Raw genomic sequence first — 14,750 nt, 5'->3', positions numbered from 1 at the left:
CAGCCGCGCCCTCGTCCCCCATGAGCACTTCGCTCGTGGCGCGCCTGCACGTCGATCTCTGCCGCTGTATGTCCGCGGCCTGTTGCCGCCGCTGACCTCAGCTCCTCTGCGGCCGGAGATCGTCTCCCCGACCCCTCCGGGCGGGAGAGGCCCCCTTCGCGTCTGCTTCGCAGCCGCTCATCTTCCCGGCGCTTCTTTTCGCCGTCCCCGACGTCTCACCTGTCCCCGGAGTGTGTCCGTTGTCCACGTCTGCCGAGTCCGCCGAGTCCTCACCGGCTCCCCGGGCCCCCAAGTCCTCCCGCATACCCAAGGTCCCGTTCTGGGCGCAGATCCTGGCCGGCCTCGCCCTGGGCGTGCTGCTCGGCTGGCTCGCCAAGAGCGGTGACCTCGGCTGGCTCACCACCACGCTCCAGCACGTCGGCGACCTCTTCGTCCAGCTGCTGAAGCTCGCCGTGGCCCCGCTGGTCTTCTTCGCGATCCTGGTGTCGATCACCAACCTGCGGCAGGTCAACAACGCCGCCCGGCTCGCCAGCCGCACCCTGCTGTGGTTCATGGCCACCTCGCTGATCGCCGTCGCGATCGGCCTGGCGATCGGCCTGCTCACCAACCCGGGCGCGGGCACCGGCCTCACCCCCAAGGACGGCAAGCTCCCCGACCACGCGGGCTCCTGGATCGACTTCCTGACCGGCATCGTCCCCACCGACATCATCACGCCGTTCACCGAGCTCAACGTCCTGCAGATCGTCTTCATGGCGGCCGTGGCCGGTATCGCCGCCCTCCAGCTCGGCGAGAAGGCCGAGCCGGTCCTCGCGATCAGCCGCTCGGTCCTCGAACTGCTCCAGAAGGCGCTGTGGTGGGTCATCCGCCTCGCCCCGATCGGCACCGTCGGCCTCATCGGCAACGCCATCGCGACGTACGGCTGGAACCTGATCGGCAAGTACGCCACCTTCACCGTCGACATCTACGTCGGCTGCGCGCTGGTCCTCTTCGGCGTCTACCCGCTGCTGCTGTCGACCGTCGCCAAGGTCAACCCGCTGCAGTTCTTCCGCGGGGCCTGGCCCGCCATCCAGCTGGCCTTCGTCTCCCGCTCGTCGGTCGGCACCATGCCGGTCACCCAGCAGGTCACCGAGCGCCTCGGCGTGCCGCGCGAGTACGCCTCCTTCGCGGTGCCGTTCGGCTCGACGACCAAGATGGACGGCTGCGCCTCGATCTACCCGGCGATCGCCGCGATCTTCATCGCCCAGATCTTCGACGTCCCGCTCGGCATCGGCGACTACGTCCTGATCGCCTTCGTCTCCGTCATCGGCTCCGCCGCCACCGCGGGCCTGACCGGCGCGACCGTGATGCTGACGCTGACCCTGTCCACGCTGGGCCTGCCCCTGGAGGGCGTCGGCCTGCTGATGGCCATCGACCCGATCCTGGACATGATGCGCACGGCCACCAACGTGGCCGGCCAGGCCGTCATCCCGATCCTGGTGTCCGCCAGGGAGAAGATCCTGGACCGCGACGCGTACGACGCCGCCACCAGCATCACGCTCGACGGGGCCGCCCCCGAGGGCGCGGGCGGGCAGGGCGCGGCCGTGCCGGCGCCGGTCGCCGCCTGAGAGACCCGCGCGCGGCGCACCCGCGCCGCCTGGAGAGGTGCCCCGTCCTTGTGCGCAAGGGCGGGGCACCTCCGCGTCCGCGCTCTTCTTGCCGGCTCTTCCAGCCCGCCGTCCCCAAGTCCACTCAGTCCTTCACGGTTCCCGTGTGGCGCAGGATCGCCGTGGCGAGCGGCTCCAGTACGGCGGGCGGCAGTGCATGCGCCATCCCCGGGATCTCGACGACACGGGCACCGCGGACGCACTGCGCGAGGTGCTGGGGGTGCGGCGGCGGGAAGACCGGCTCGGCGGGTGCGCAGATCACGAGGGTCGGCACCTCGTTCTCGGCGAGCCGGTCCGTGCGGAGCATTCCGTCGTGCTCCGCACGGCCGTGCGCGGTGCTCGTCCGGTCGTGCCCGGTGTGCTCGATGACGCGCCGCTCAAGAGCACGGAAAGAGTCGATGTCGAAAGGAAGTTGGTCACCGGCGAGTACCCGCCAGTGTTCGATCCGGCGCTGCATGTCGGCCGTCGGACCGTGATCCTCGACCGGGCGGGCCCACAGCTCCAGGACCTCGGGCGAGATGCCCGGCAGCTCCTCGACGGGGACCGTAGTGCCGTCGGGGCGGGTGTACGGGGTGCTGCTGAGGGCGCTGGTGCCGATGAGAGTGGCGCTGAGCAGTCGGTCGGGGTGGTCGGCGAGCACCAACTGGGCAAGCATGCCGCCCAATGACATGCCGACGATATGAGCCCGGTCGATGCCCAGCCCGTCGAGGACCGCGATCACGTCATCGGCGAGATCGGGGATCCGGTACGGCCGCTCCTCGAAGGGCCAGCTCGAACGGCCGGTGTCGCGGTGGTCGTAGCGGATGACCCGGTGGTGCGCGGCGAGCGCGTCGACCAGCGGCTCCGGCCAGGCGACGCCGCTCGCCCGGGCGCCCATGACCAGCAACAGGGGGGCCGCATCGGCGGCGCCGCGCTGCTCGGTCCACAGGCGGATTCCGGGAGCGGCATCGATGAACTGCTGCATGGGGCTGACCTCCAGGGGAGTGGGCGCAGGGGCCCTGCGTCATGACGTAACGAGACGTATCGTCTCGTGATGGCGGGAACGCCGTCAAGGGAGGCGGGCGGGGAAGCGAAGATCGTAAACTTACTTTGCAGTAAAGGGGCGGGACGGAGGGACATTCAGGGTGGGAGCTGTGAAGAGCAAGCGGGTGCCGCGCGCTGTCCGGGAGCAGCAGATGCTGGACGCCGCGGTGCTGACGTTCGCACGGCGTGGTTATGCGGCGGCGTCGATGGACGAGATCGCCGAGGCGGCCGGAGTCTCCAAACCGCTGGTCTATCTCTACCTGAATTCGAAGGAAGACCTGTTCAGTGCGGTGATCCGGCGGGAGTCGGAGGCGCTGGTGGCGGCCGTGACCGCGGCCGTCGAGCCGGGGGCGACGGCCGACCGGCAGCTGTGGAGCGGCCTGAAGGGCTTCTTCGCGCACACCGCCGCGCACCCGTACGGCTGGGCCGTGCTCCATCAGCAGGCCCGGACGCATGGAGAGCCGTTCGCGCGCGAAGTGGCCGTGATGCGGGCCGGGATCGTCGCCTTCGTGACGGAGCTGATCGGTGCGGCCGCAAAGGAGGCCGGCTGCGTCGGCGAACTCGCCGAACGGGAGGTCGCCGGGCTCGCCCACGCCCTGGTCGGCGCGGCGGAGTCGCTGGCCGAGTGGGTCAACGTCCGTGCGGACGACGGAACTTCGGGCGCGCGCGAGCATCCGTCGGCGAAGGACACCGCGGCCACGATGATGAACTTCGTCTGGGCGGGCCTCGGCCGGCTGACGGAGGGCGGACGGTGGGCGCCGGGCGGGCTCGTCGGGCAGGAGAGCGCGTCGGGCGTCAGGCGCTGACGCGGGCGCCGGGGTGACGCGGCGACAAGACCCCGCCTCTCAGAGCTGACGGGCGCGGCCGGGCGATGGCGCCCAAGTGGTGGACGCCCGGCAGTGGCGGGCGATCCGCAGGAGCGGGCGCCCGGCAGTAGTGGGCGCTCGGCCTGCTGCTCCTGGCCGTGGCGCGCGGAGGCCGGGCGGCCGGAACGGGACGGTGGGGGAGGAGCCGGACGAAGGGGCGGGCGGCGGGGCGGCCGGGCACGGAATCGCCACAAGGAAGGGCGTGAACGGGCATTGGCCAACTCCCGCTCCTCGCGTAGCTTTACCTCGAAGTAAGGTTACTGTTCGGTCAGGAGCTGGGTCGAGGATGTGTTCCACGGATTCCCCCGCCGGGGGCGAGCCTTCCGCCAGCGGTCGCCCTCGCCGCCCCCGCCCTGCCGCAACTCGCCCTGCTCCGGCGGGCATCCGGCCCCGCCGACGCCGACGCCGCGATGACGGCCGGTAGTTCGGCGCCACGGATCGGCCGCGCACGGGCATCGCCCGCCGCCGCCCGGCGGAGACCGGCGCTTTTACGGTCCCCGCGTACCGCCGTGCTCCGCCCGGGGCTCTGAGGCCCGCGAGCACGTGGTCGCCGCGGTCCCACGGTGCGGCCACATCCCGGCGCCTTCCCCTCGCCGCTCACTCCCCGCCGCCTGCTCCTTCCCTCCCCACAGCGCGGATACGGCCCGGGAGACGGAGCGCCACACCCTCGTGCCCCCGCAGCCCCGTCCCCACCCCGGATCCCGTCCCCTTCCTCCCCCCCACCTCACTCCCGCACTCCCGCACTCCCGCGCTCCACAGGAGAAACGAGGCCCCGCTCGTGTCCCACCAGGAAAGTGCCGCCACCGCCCCACCCGCCGACCCGGCCGATGCCCCCGCCGCCGCGCACCCCGCGCCCGTCCTCGTGGAGCCGCAGAAGACCCTGATCGACGGCACGGTCCGCGAGGTCTACGTCCCGCCGCTGGCCCCGCCCGTGCTCCGCGGTTCGCTCGGCGACCTCCCCTTCCACAACGCCGCCGAGGCCCCCGCCGACATCGTCCTGGCGCGCAAACAGCCCAGTGGTACCTGGCGCGAGATCACCGCGGCGGAATTCGCCGTCGAGGTGCGCGCGGTCGCCAAGGGTCTGATCGCGGCCGGCCTCCGCCCCGGCGACCGGCTCGCGATCATGGCCCGGACGACCTACGAGTGGACCCTCGTCGACTTCGCCGCCTGGGCGGCGGGACTGGTCACCGTCCCGATCTACCCCACGTCCTCCGCCCGCCAGGCGCAGTGGATCCTGCACGACTCCGGCGCCCGCGCCTGCGTCGTGGAGAACGTCGAGGAGACCCGTCTGATCAGCGGCGTGCGCGCCGAGCTTCCGGGCCTCGACCACCTCTGGCAGTTCAACACCGGTGCCGTCGCCCAACTCGTCGCCGAGGGCCGTGTCCTGCCGGACGCGGCGGTGGACGAGCGCCGTGCCGCCACCGGCCCCTACGACCTCGCCACCCTCATCTACACCTCCGGCACCACGGGCCGCCCCAAGGGCTGCGCCCTCACCCACGCCAACTTCTTCGCCGAGGTCGACAACGCCGTCGAGCTCCTCCACCCCGTCTTCAAGTCGGTCAGCGAGGAGCCCGCCGCCACCCTTCTCTTCCTGCCGCTCTCGCACGTCTTCGGCCGGATGGTCGCCGTCGGCTGCCTGCGCGCCCGGGTCCGCCTCGGCCACGCCCCCAGCATCCAGACCGACGACCTGCTCGCCGACCTGGCGGGCTTCCGGCCGACGTTCCTCCTCGGCATCCCCTACGTCCTGGAGAAGGTCTACAACACCGGCCGCGCCACGGCGGAGAAGATGGGCCGCGCCGCCTCCTTCGACCGCGCGGCCCGCATCGCCCGCTCCTACGGCGAGGCGGTGGAAGCCAGGGAGCACGGGAAGGGCCCCGGCCCCGGCGTCGCCCTCAAGGCCGCCCGCAAGCTTTACGACCCGCTGGTCTACCGCCGTATCCGCGCCGCCCTCGGCGGCAGGGTCCGCTACATCCTCAGCGGCGGCTCGCCCCTCGGCCACCGCCTCGCCGCGTTCTACACCGGCGCCGGCATCGAGATCTACGAGGGCTACGGCCTGACGGAGACGACGGCCGCGACGACCGTCACCCCGCCCCTGCGCCCCCGCATCGGCACGGTCGGCTGGCCGCTGCCCGGCACCGCCGTCCACATCGCCGACGACGGCGAAATCCTGGTCCACGGCGGCCATGTCTTCTCCGGCTACTGGGACGCCGCCCTCGGCGCGGCCCGCCCCGTCACCGACCAGGGCTGGCTGGCCACCGGCGACCTCGGTGCGCTCGACGCCGACGGCTACCTCACCATCACCGGCCGCAAGAAGGAGATCATCGTGACCACGGGCGGCAAGAACGTCGCCCCCGCTCCCCTGGAGGACCGCCTCCGCTCGCACCCCCTCGTCGGCCAGTGCCTGGTCGTCGGCGACAACCGCCCCTATGTCACCGCCTTGATCACTCTGGAGCCGGACGGCCTGGCCCACTGGTGCCAGATGAACAAGAAGCAGAATCTGCCGCTGGAGCGACTGGTCCACGACGAGCGCCTGCTCGCCGACCTCCAGCGGGCCGTCGACGACGCCAACGAACTGGTCTCCCGCGCCGAATCCATCCGCCGGTTCGCGGTCCTCCCGGTGGACTTCACCGCGGAAACGGGGCATCTCACCCCGTCCCTGAAGCTCCGCCGCGCCGCGGTCGCCCGTGACTTCGCCAAAGAGATAGCGGGCCTTTACGAAAGCAGGTGACCCCCGCTCTGGAGCCGGAGCCCCCGGCGCGTCAAACTGGAACCCCGTGTCACCTCTGTGGGGGAGGTGGCACGGGGTCCGACGTGTGCGCCCGCGGCGATCCCGCCGGGCTATGCCTCGCCGAGATCGCACCACACGGTCTTGTGGCCCTCTCCCCGCCGCACGCCCCACCGCAGCGAGACGGCATCCAGCAGCGCCAGGCCCCGCCCGTATTCGTCGTCGCCGCCCGCCCGCAGCAGTACGGGCAGCGCCCGCGCGTCGGAATCGGTGACCTCCACCCGGACGCGGCCGCCGGCCCCGCCGCAGACCCGGACGACGACCGGGGTGCCCTCCCCGACATGCCGGATCACATTGCCGAGCATTTCGCTGACACAGAGCTGGACCTCCGCGCACGGCCCGCCCAGATGCTCGCGCACGCGCTGCCGGAGCACCGGAACCTCTTTGGGCACCGCGAGCAGCCGTAACGTCAGCGCCTCGCAGGACGCCCTCACCGCGTGGCGGCTTTGCGGAGCGCCTCGGCCAGCTTGCGGGCGGTCGCCGTATTGCAGTTACCGAGCGCGACGAGCGGCGCCGCATACGTGCCGGCGAAGCCCGGCAGATCCACCCCGAGTGACGGCAGCGTGATCCCGTTGTCCCTGAGCGCGCCGCGCAGCAGCTCGGTGCAGTCCTGCACCTCGTCGTGGAGATGGCTGTGCATGGTCGTACGCCTTCCTGTGCGCATGGTGACGAAGTGCTCACAGCGTGCCGTCACGCGGCGTAGCGTGGAAGGGAATCGGGTTGCGCAGCGCAACTTGCGGATACTGGCGGTGAGTTATGCCCCCTCGTAAAGACCCCGATGCCTCGGCGAGCGTTCCGGCCTTCTACGGAGCCGAGTTGCGCTACCAGAGAGAAGCGGCGGGCCTGACCCTCGAACAGTTGGCAGAGGGGAGCTATCGCGGCATCTCGTTCCTCAGCCAGATCGAGCGCGGCGAGCGGCGGATGCCGGAGGACCTGGCCCGGCACGTCGACGAGAAGCTCGGCACGGACGGCTTTTTCACACGCCGCTGTGAAGATGCGCGCAAGGCACGCAGCGCCGGGCATCCGCAGTACTTCGCCGACATCCCCGACATGGAGAAGGCTGCGATCTCGATCGAGGACTGGGCGCCTGCCGTCATCCCCGGCCTGCTGCAGACCGAGGCGTACGTCCGCGAGCTCAGCCGGACCGCGAAGCCATGGGAGGAGCCCGAGGAAATCGAGGTGAAGGTCCGCGCGCGCATCAAGCGCGCGGACATCTGGGTCCGGGAGGGGCGCCCCTCGTACTGGGCGATCCTGCGGGAGGAGTTGGTCCGCAGGCCACTGCTCCCGGCCGGGCACATGGCCGAGCAGTTGGAGCACATCCTTGAAGTGGTCCGGTCCACCCGGAGCGTTCTGCAGATTCTTCCGGAAACGACCGTCGCCCATCCGCTGATGATGGGCATGGCCAAGGTCATGGCCTTCCCGGACGCGCCGCCCCTGGTCTGGACGGAAGGGGAGTTCAGCGGTCAGGCCATCGACTATCCGCCGCTCGTGACGTCCTATCGGAAGTCGTACGATCTGCTCAGGGCCGCCGCACTGCCGCCCGAGGCGTCCCTGGCCATCGTCGAGGAAGCGGCAAGGGGTTACAGAGATGAAGCGCAGCAGCAGGCTTGACCTGAACTCTGCCCAATGGCGCAAGAGCAGCTACAGCAATGGCGACGGGGCCGACTGCGTCGAGATCGCCGACGGCGTCCCCGGCGTCGTCCCGGTGCGGGACTCCAAAGCCCCCCAGGGCCCTGCGCTCTTGATCCCCGCCGACGCCTGGTGCGGATTCGTCACGGCCCTGAAGACCGGCTCGCTCGTCAACTGACGCCCGGCGCAATGACATCACCGGCCCTGCCTGTCGTGCGCGGGCTCTACCGCGGGGGCAGGGCCACCGCCGTCTGCATCTCGCACGAGTTGCACCAGAACGCCCACCCGTTGGCGTCGACGGACCGCGACCCGCACGCGAGGCAGGGGTCGCCCACGAAACTGGCCGCCACCCACGCGCCGGCCGTCGCCGCCCGGCGGCCCGTGGTGGTGCACTCGTCCGCGTAGCAGGGGATGCACAACCCGCCCTGCTGGCCGGGGAGTTTCATCGACCGTATGCCGCAGGTGGAACACGGCAGCCGGCCGACGTACTGCGCGTCCAGGCCGACCGGCCTGCCGTTCCTGTTGAAGGCCGCCATGCCTGTCTCCGCCTCCTCTACGCCAGGACGGTTCCGGTGCCGCCGCACCCGGAACACTGCGTGGTGACCGCATCGCCCGTCGGCGTCTCCCACTCCACGGTGCCCCTGCCGCCACAGTCGGGGCAGGGCTTCTGCGGGGGCATGTCCTCGCTCATCTTGCCCAAGATAGGCCGCTCCATGTTGTCATGTGAGCACTTTCCGTGATCGCTTCGCCGGGGGGCGGCCGCCCGCCGGCGCGGCCCGAGCCCGGCCCCGCGGTGGTGGCCGGCACGGCCTGCGCCGGCATTCCTCGCAGCCGCCGCGGCGGGAAAAGTTCCCGGGCGTGGACACGCCGAACCGTGCGCCGAATGCCGCAGGAATTCCGTATTGCGCCCGCCATTCGGGTGCGCCGGGGCGGGCGACGGCAAAAATTCATGTAGTCGTCATTTGAATCGCCGGAATCAAAAGGCAGGAGCCCCGCTCGCCACCGAAGTGGCGGAGCGGGGCTCCTTGGGTACTGCTTAGGGGCGACCTGGAAGAAATTCCGGGCCGGGCAACTTAGACCGGCGTAACGTTCTCCGCCTGCGGACCCTTCGGGCCCTGCGTGACGTCGAAGTTCACCTGCTGGTTCTCCTCCAGGGAGCGGAAGCCAGAGGCGTTGATCGCCGAGTAGTGGACGAAGACATCCGGGCCGCCGCCGTCCTGGGCGATGAAGCCGAAGCCCTTTTCAGCGTTGAACCACTTGACGGTTCCGGTAGCCATAAGCCCTCCTTGGGCCAAAGGGTTGCCCTGCTCCAGAACCTGCAAAGAAGTCTGAAACTACAAGAGCCTGCGGGGTCACATGCTCCGCAGGCTCTGTACTGCAAGGGAAACCAAACTGCAACTTGCGCTGAGCGTAGCATGTGCTGCTCCTGAGGCGGAAGAGCCAAAGATCACGTTTAACCGACCGCACTAACGTCCGGACCCCGCCCCGCCGCGCTGCGCCAAGGGAGACAGGTCTAGCCTCCGCATGTGGACAATTCAACCTTCGGAGACGCACCCGCGGGAGCCGGCGCCGAGCGCCGTCGCAGCCGGCCGCGAGTGGGCCACATCCAGTTCCTGAACTGCATGCCCCTGTACTGGGGCCTCGCCCGTACGGGCACCCTGCTCGATCTGGATCTCACCAAGGACACGCCGGAGAAGCTCAGCGAGCAGCTGGTCCGCGGGGAGCTCGACATCGCGCCGATCACCCTCGTCGAATTCCTGCGCGCCGCCGACGACCTCGTCGCCTTCCCCGACCTCGCCGTCGGCTGCGACGGCCCGGTGATGTCGTGCGTGATCGTCTCGCAGAAGCCGCTGGACCAGCTCGACGGTGCCCGGGTCGCCCTCGGCTCGACCTCGCGCACGTCCGTACGGCTGGCCCAGCTGCTGCTGGCGGAGAAGGTCGGCGTGCGGCCGGACTACTACACGTGCCCCCCGGACCTCGGCGTGATGATGCAGGAGGCCGACGCGGCGGTGCTGATCGGCGACGCCGCGCTGCGCGCCAATCTGCACGACGGGCCGCGGCTGGGCCTGGAGGTGCACGACCTCGGCCAGATGTGGAAGGACTGGACGGGTCTGCCGTTCGTCTTCGCCGTCTGGGCGACCCGGCGCGAGTACCTGGAGCGCGAGCCGGAGGTGGTGCAGAAGGTGCACGAGGCGTTCCTCGCCTCGCGCGACCTGTCGCTGGAGGAGGTCACCAAGGTCGCCGAACAGGCGGCCCGCTGGGAGACCTTCGACGAGCCGGTCCTGGAGCGGTACTTCACCACGCTCGACTTCCGCTTCGGTCCGCAGCAGCTGGGCGGGGTCGCGGAGTTCGCCCGGCGGGTCGGGCCGACGACCGGGTTCCCGGCCGATGTGCGGGTGTCGCTGCTGGAGCGGCCGGCCGGTTAGCCGGCGGCGGGCAGGGGTGCCGGCTGTCCTGGCTGCCCCGCCCCGGGCCGAGGACCTGGCCGGCGGTGGCCGCGGGGCAACCGGTGTCCCCGTGCCGCCCTGGCGCCGACCGGCCGGGCGCGAGGGCGGCACCGCAGGTCAGACGGTTGCCAGGAGGAAGTCTTCCCCGCTGGACGGGCGGAGTCCGTCGGTGCGGTCGGCGAAATAGCGCGCGGCGAGCACGCCTCCCGCAACGTGCCGGGCGTCCTGGAGGCCGGCTTCGCGGGCCAGCGCCAGCATGTCCTGCGGGGCGTAGAAGCTGACGAACGGTGTTCCGGAGGCTTGCGCTCCGTCCGTGCTCGCCCGGAGGCCGGGCCGGTCGGAGGCGTCGACGAGGTCCGCCGGCAGCAGGAAGGTCATGGCGAGTGTCGAGCCCGGCGCGAGGGCGGCGACCCGGCGCAGGGTGGCCGCGGTCGCTTCCTCGGAGAGGTACATGCTCACGCCCGTGGAGACGATCACTGCCGGACGGTGCGGATCGAATCCCGCGGCGGTGAGGTGCTCCCACCACGACTCGCCCGCCTCGAAGTCGACCGGAACCAGGTGGAGCCACTCGGGGATGCCGTAGCCGAGCTCCACCAGGCGCCGGCGCTTGAAGGCCTGCGTCCGCGGCTGGTCGATCTCGAAGAGCCGCAGACGGGCGGCGATCTCCGGCCTGCGCTGGGCGAAGGTGTCCAGACCGGCCCCCAGGACGACGTACTGGGCGACGCCGCGTCCGGCCTGCTGGACGACCAGGTCCTCGACGAAGCGGGCGCGGGCCACCATGGCCGCCCGGAAGGCGCTGGTGGCCTCGGGATCCATGTCCGGGCGGCGCGGCCAGTCGGCATCGGGGGCCACCAACCGCAGGCCGACCTCGTCCTCCAGCACGTGGGGCGCCGCATCGACCCGGACGTGCATCGCCCGCCAGAGCGCGCAGCGTACGGCGGTGTTGTCCGGTGCCCCGGTGGTCTCGTCCGTCACGGTGCCGCCCTTCCTCCCGGTCAGTTCCCGGCGGGAGCCTGGAGGCTCCACAGGCGCCCGTCGGGGTCACGGACGGTCGCCTGCCTGGTCCCGAAGTGGGTGTCCTCGAACGGCGTGACCACCTCGACGTGCGGACCGGGGCGGAACGCCTCCGCGTCCGGCACCTTCAGAACGGCCTGCATCTGGGGCTTGCGGTCCTCGGGTACCTCGGCGATGAAGACGTACGCGCCTTCGCCGTTGCGGAGCAGGCCGGAGTTGTGGTCGGTCGCGAAGTCCAGCTCGAAGCCCAGGGCCTGGAAGAACCTCGCCGACGCGCCCCAGTTGTGAGTCTCCAAGAAGACGGCCTCGATGCCCTCAGTCGCCATCTCCGCTCCCCTTTCCGGTCGTCGGAACGTGCTCGCCGGGATCGTCGAGGTAGGCGCGCAGCGCGTCGGCGACCAACGCCGACAAAGACCTGCCCGAGTCGACGGCGTGGTACTTGACCTGCTTGATCAGTGCGACCGGCAGATAGACGTTGAACTGCTTGACTTCCTCATCACCCACGCTAGAAAGCTAGCATGCTAGCAATTGACTGTCGAGGGAGGCGCCGGGGATCCGTCGGCGGCTGTTGATCGGCTGTTGATCCCCGGACCTCGGGCGGGCCCCGGGCGGGCGGTGGTGCGGCTGCCGGGTTCCCGGTGCGGGGTGCCCGCTGACCGGCGGCGTGGCCGTCGGACCCCTGACGTACGCTGGTTCAGTTCGTGATGCCCGCCTGCGAAAGGGACGCCCCGGTGACCGAGAACGCCGACCTCCAGTCCGTACTCGACCGCGCCGCGCAGGGCGGCCGCATCACGCCGGAGGAAGCGCTCGACCTGTACCGCTCCGCTCCGCTGCACGCGCTGGGACAGGCCGCCGACGCCGTGCGCCGCCGCCGCTACGCCGGCACCGAGCACATCGCGACGTACATCATCGAGCGCAACATCAACTACACCAACGTCTGCGTGACGGCCTGCCGGTTCTGCGCCTTCTACGCCGCGCCCAAGGACACCGCCAAGGGCTGGACCCGCGACCTCGACGACATCCTGCGCCGCTGCGCGGAGACCGTCGAACTCGGCGGCACCCAGATCATGTTCCAGGGCGGCCACCACCCCGACTACGGCGTCGAGTACTACGAAGAGCACTTCTCCGCCATCAAGAAGGCGTTCCCGCAGCTGGTCATCCACTCCCTCGGTGCCTCCGAGGTCGAGCACATGGCGCGGATCTCCAAGGTGTCGGTGGAGGAGGCGATCCAGCGCATCCACGCCGCCGGTCTGGACTCCTTCGCCGGCGCCGGCGCCGAGCTGCTGCCGGCCCGCCCCCGGAAGGCCATCGCGCCGCTGAAGGAGTCCGGCGAGCGCTGGCTGGAGATCATGGAGGCGGCCCACGAGCTGGGTGTCGAGTCCACCTCCACCATGCTCATGGGCACCGGCGAGACCAACGCCGAACGGATCGAGCACCTGCGGATGATCCGCGACGTCCAGGATCGTACGGGCGGCTTCCGCGCCTTCATCCCGTACACCTACCAGCCGGAGAACAACCACCTGAAGGGCCAGACGCAGGCCACCCTCTTCGAGTACCTGCGCATGATCGCCATCGGCCGGATCTTCCTCGACAACGTCGCGCACATCCAGGGCTCGTGGCTGACCACCGGCAAGGAGATCGGCCAGCTGTCGCTGCACTACGGCGCGGACGACCTGGGCTCGATCATGCTGGAGGAGAACGTCGTCTCCTCCGCGGGCGCCAAGCACCGCTCCAACCGCACGGAGATCATCGACCTGATCCGCAAGGCGGGCCGGGTCCCGGCGCAGCGCGCCACCACCTACGAGCACCTGCTCGTGCACGACGACCCGGCCAACGACCCGGTCGACGACAAGGTCGTCTCGCACCTGTCGTCCACGGCGATCGAGGGCGGCACGGCGCATCCGGAGCTGAAGCTCGTCGAGGCCAACTGAGTCTGCCGTGCTGACGATCCACCGGGTGCGGGCGGTCCGCCTGGTCGTCGACGATCCGGAGCACGGCGGTCCGGACGAAGCCGGGTACGCGGTCGTCGTCGACGGCGGCCGCATCGCCGCCGTCGGACCCTACGACGCGCTGTTCGCGGAGTACGGCGCGCGGGCCCGGGTCCGGGAGTGGGACGGCGTGCTGACGCCCGGCCGCTACGAACCCGACGGCGCCGCCCTGCTGGAGGCCGCCTACCACCCCGACCCGCGCGAGGCGGACGCCCTCGGCAGCGAGCCGCTCACCGGCGAGGCGCTCGCCGCCCTCGACATGACCGAGACCCGCTGGGGCGGCAGCGCCCGGCGCGGCCTGCAACGGCTGATGGCCACCGGGACCACGGCGCTGACCGGGCCCTTCCACCGCCCCGCGGTCCGTACGGCCGTGGAACGCTCCGGCCTGCCGGAGCCGGCAGGGCGTGTCCCCCGCGCCCTGGCGGTCGGCGGCCCCGCCCACTTCGCGGTCTTCGCCGAGGACGGCAGCTGCCTGGCCACCGCCCTGCACGGCCGGCTCGTCTTCCGCCGCCGCTGACGCCGCCCGCGCCCGGGCCGTGCCCGGTGCGGGTGCCGGCCCCGGCACGGTGGACAATGGCCGGGTGACCCGAGCATCCCTGGACAAGCAGCCGCACGAAGTCGCCGCGATGTTCGACGACGTGGCGGCGCGGTACGACCTCACCAACGACGTGCTCTCCCTGGGGCAGGCGCGGCTGTGGCGCAAGGAGGTGGACCGCGCGGTGGCCGCCCGGCCCGCCGAGCGGGTGCTCGACCTCGCGGCCGGTACGGGCACCTCCTCGCTGCCGTTCGCGCGCACCGGTGCGTACGTCGTGCCGTGCGACTTCTCCGTCGGCATGCTGCGGGAGGGCAAGAAGCGGCACCCGTGGCTGCCGTTCACCGCCGGCGACGGCACCCGGCTGCCGTTCGCCGACGGGGTGTTCGACGCCGTCACCATCTCGTTCGGGCTGCGCAACATCCAGGACACCGATGCCGCGCTGGCCGAGCTGTACCGGGTCACCAAGCCCGGCGGCCGGGTGGTGATCTGCGAGTTCAGCGAGCCGACCTGGGCGCCGTTCCGGACCGTCTACACCGAGTACCTGATGCGCGCGCTGCCGCCGGTCGCCCGTGCGGTCAGCAGCAACCCGGACGCCTACGTCTATCTCGCCGAGTCCATCCGCACCTGGCCGAACCAGCCCGAACTCGCCGCCCGGCTGCAGGGCGTGGGCTGGACCGAGGTGGCCTGGCGCAATCTGACCGGCGGCATCGTCGCCCTGCACCGCGGGCGCAAGCCGGCCGGGGGCTGACGGGCGGCCGGGGCCCGACGGCCCTCCCGGGCCGGGCGGTCGTCCGGCCGCGGTGACCGGACGGCAGGAGCG

Annotated in this window: 18 protein-coding genes; 9 read left to right on the top strand and 9 right to left on the bottom strand. The window is 71.3% G+C overall.

Features of this window, described 5'->3' with window-relative positions; translation table 11 throughout:
• Nucleotides 1–239 precede the first annotated feature (239 nt).
• On the top strand, nt 240–1,604 hold the full coding sequence (locus tag AB0411_RS30960; protein WP_366420580.1) for a dicarboxylate/amino acid:cation symporter: 1,365 nt from the start codon (nt 240–242) through the stop codon (nt 1,602–1,604).
• A 124-nt stretch (nt 1,605–1,728) separates the two neighbouring features.
• Here the strand turns inward: AB0411_RS30960 and AB0411_RS30955 are convergent, their stop codons facing one another.
• Nucleotides 1,729–2,607 (bottom strand): alpha/beta fold hydrolase, encoded by an 879-nt coding sequence (locus tag AB0411_RS30955; protein WP_366420579.1) that lies wholly within the window; start codon nt 2,605–2,607, stop codon nt 1,729–1,731.
• A gap of 160 nt (nt 2,608–2,767) precedes the next feature.
• Between AB0411_RS30955 and AB0411_RS30950 the strand changes: the two genes are divergently transcribed.
• Complete coding sequence (locus tag AB0411_RS30950; protein WP_366420578.1) at nt 2,768–3,472, top strand: TetR/AcrR family transcriptional regulator; 705 nt, start codon at nt 2,768–2,770, stop codon at nt 3,470–3,472.
• A gap of 838 nt (nt 3,473–4,310) precedes the next feature.
• On the top strand, nt 4,311–6,260 hold the full coding sequence (locus AB0411_RS30945; RefSeq protein WP_403153030.1) for an AMP-dependent synthetase/ligase: 1,950 nt from the start codon (nt 4,311–4,313) through the stop codon (nt 6,258–6,260).
• A gap of 110 nt (nt 6,261–6,370) precedes the next feature.
• Here the strand turns inward: AB0411_RS30945 and AB0411_RS30940 are convergent, their stop codons facing one another.
• Entirely contained in the window at nt 6,371–6,691 is a 321-nt protein-coding gene (locus AB0411_RS30940; protein ID WP_366420577.1) for an ATP-binding protein, read from the bottom strand.
• 56 nt (nt 6,692–6,747) lie between these two features.
• The gene (locus tag AB0411_RS30935) at nt 6,748–6,957 is read right to left on the bottom strand and encodes a hypothetical protein (RefSeq protein ID WP_366420628.1); all 210 of its coding nucleotides are present in this window, start codon (nt 6,955–6,957) and stop codon (nt 6,748–6,750) included.
• A 116-nt stretch (nt 6,958–7,073) separates the two neighbouring features.
• Between AB0411_RS30935 and AB0411_RS30930 the strand changes: the two genes are divergently transcribed.
• Nucleotides 7,074–7,928 carry a helix-turn-helix domain-containing protein gene (locus AB0411_RS30930; RefSeq protein ID WP_366420576.1) on the top strand — a complete coding sequence of 285 codons (855 nt, stop codon included), beginning with the start codon at nt 7,074–7,076 and terminating at the stop codon, nt 7,926–7,928.
• On the top strand, nt 7,906–8,124 hold the full coding sequence (locus AB0411_RS30925) for a DUF397 domain-containing protein (protein ID WP_366420575.1): 219 nt from the start codon (nt 7,906–7,908) through the stop codon (nt 8,122–8,124). The genes AB0411_RS30930 and AB0411_RS30925 overlap by 23 nt, the downstream gene beginning before the upstream one ends.
• 46 nt (nt 8,125–8,170) lie before the next feature.
• On the opposite strand, the gene AB0411_RS30920 is transcribed toward AB0411_RS30925, so the two are convergent.
• From AB0411_RS30920 to AB0411_RS30910, 3 genes are all read right to left on the bottom strand, one after another.
• Nucleotides 8,171–8,482 carry a hypothetical protein gene (locus tag AB0411_RS30920; protein WP_366420574.1) on the bottom strand — a complete coding sequence of 104 codons (312 nt, stop codon included), beginning with the start codon at nt 8,480–8,482 and terminating at the stop codon, nt 8,171–8,173.
• Between the two features lie 17 nt (nt 8,483–8,499).
• Entirely contained in the window at nt 8,500–8,637 is a 138-nt protein-coding gene (locus tag AB0411_RS30915; protein ID WP_366420573.1) for a hypothetical protein, read from the bottom strand.
• A 382-nt stretch (nt 8,638–9,019) separates the two neighbouring features.
• A complete protein-coding gene (locus tag AB0411_RS30910; protein ID WP_003984261.1) occupies nt 9,020–9,223 on the bottom strand; it encodes a cold-shock protein in 204 nt (67 codons plus the stop codon).
• A 249-nt stretch (nt 9,224–9,472) separates the two neighbouring features.
• Here AB0411_RS30910 and AB0411_RS30905 point away from each other — a divergent pair, with 249 nt between their 5' ends.
• Nucleotides 9,473–10,372, top strand: a complete 900-nt coding sequence (locus tag AB0411_RS30905) for a menaquinone biosynthetic enzyme MqnA/MqnD family protein (RefSeq protein ID WP_366420572.1) — start codon at nt 9,473–9,475, stop codon at nt 10,370–10,372.
• Nucleotides 10,373–10,510: 138 nt separating this feature from the next.
• Here the strand turns inward: AB0411_RS30905 and AB0411_RS30900 are convergent, their stop codons facing one another.
• Genes AB0411_RS30900 through AB0411_RS30890 form a run of 3 tightly spaced genes read right to left on the bottom strand, consistent with a single transcriptional unit; the run spans nt 10,511 to nt 11,911 of the window.
• Nucleotides 10,511–11,368 carry a class I SAM-dependent methyltransferase gene (locus AB0411_RS30900; protein ID WP_366420571.1) on the bottom strand — a complete coding sequence of 286 codons (858 nt, stop codon included), beginning with the start codon at nt 11,366–11,368 and terminating at the stop codon, nt 10,511–10,513.
• Nucleotides 11,369–11,388: 20 nt separating this feature from the next.
• Nucleotides 11,389–11,733 (bottom strand): VOC family protein, encoded by a 345-nt coding sequence (locus AB0411_RS30895; protein WP_366420570.1) that lies wholly within the window; start codon nt 11,731–11,733, stop codon nt 11,389–11,391.
• Nucleotides 11,723–11,911, bottom strand: a complete 189-nt coding sequence (locus AB0411_RS30890; protein ID WP_366420569.1) for a ribbon-helix-helix domain-containing protein — start codon at nt 11,909–11,911, stop codon at nt 11,723–11,725. Before AB0411_RS30890 ends, AB0411_RS30895 begins: the two co-directional genes overlap by 11 nt.
• Before the next feature lie 227 nt (nt 11,912–12,138).
• Here AB0411_RS30890 and mqnC point away from each other — a divergent pair, with 227 nt between their 5' ends.
• The 3 genes from mqnC (at nt 12,139) to AB0411_RS30875 (ending at nt 14,678) form a co-directional block, all read left to right on the top strand.
• A complete protein-coding gene (gene mqnC / locus AB0411_RS30885) occupies nt 12,139–13,338 on the top strand; it encodes a cyclic dehypoxanthinyl futalosine synthase (protein ID WP_366420568.1) in 1,200 nt (399 codons plus the stop codon).
• 7 nt (nt 13,339–13,345) lie between these two features.
• Complete coding sequence (locus AB0411_RS30880) at nt 13,346–13,912, top strand: imidazolonepropionase-like domain-containing protein (RefSeq protein ID WP_366420567.1); 567 nt, start codon at nt 13,346–13,348, stop codon at nt 13,910–13,912.
• Between the two features lie 64 nt (nt 13,913–13,976).
• Complete coding sequence (locus AB0411_RS30875) at nt 13,977–14,678, top strand: demethylmenaquinone methyltransferase (RefSeq protein WP_366420566.1); 702 nt, start codon at nt 13,977–13,979, stop codon at nt 14,676–14,678.
• Nucleotides 14,679–14,750: the final 72 nt, after the last annotated feature.

Source organism: Streptomyces angustmyceticus, from assembly GCF_040701845.1.
Taxonomy (GTDB): domain Bacteria; phylum Actinomycetota; class Actinomycetes; order Streptomycetales; family Streptomycetaceae; genus Streptomyces; species Streptomyces angustmyceticus_A.
The sequence above is the reverse complement of the archived record's forward strand: the minus strand, read 5'-3'. Positions and strand labels throughout refer to the sequence as shown.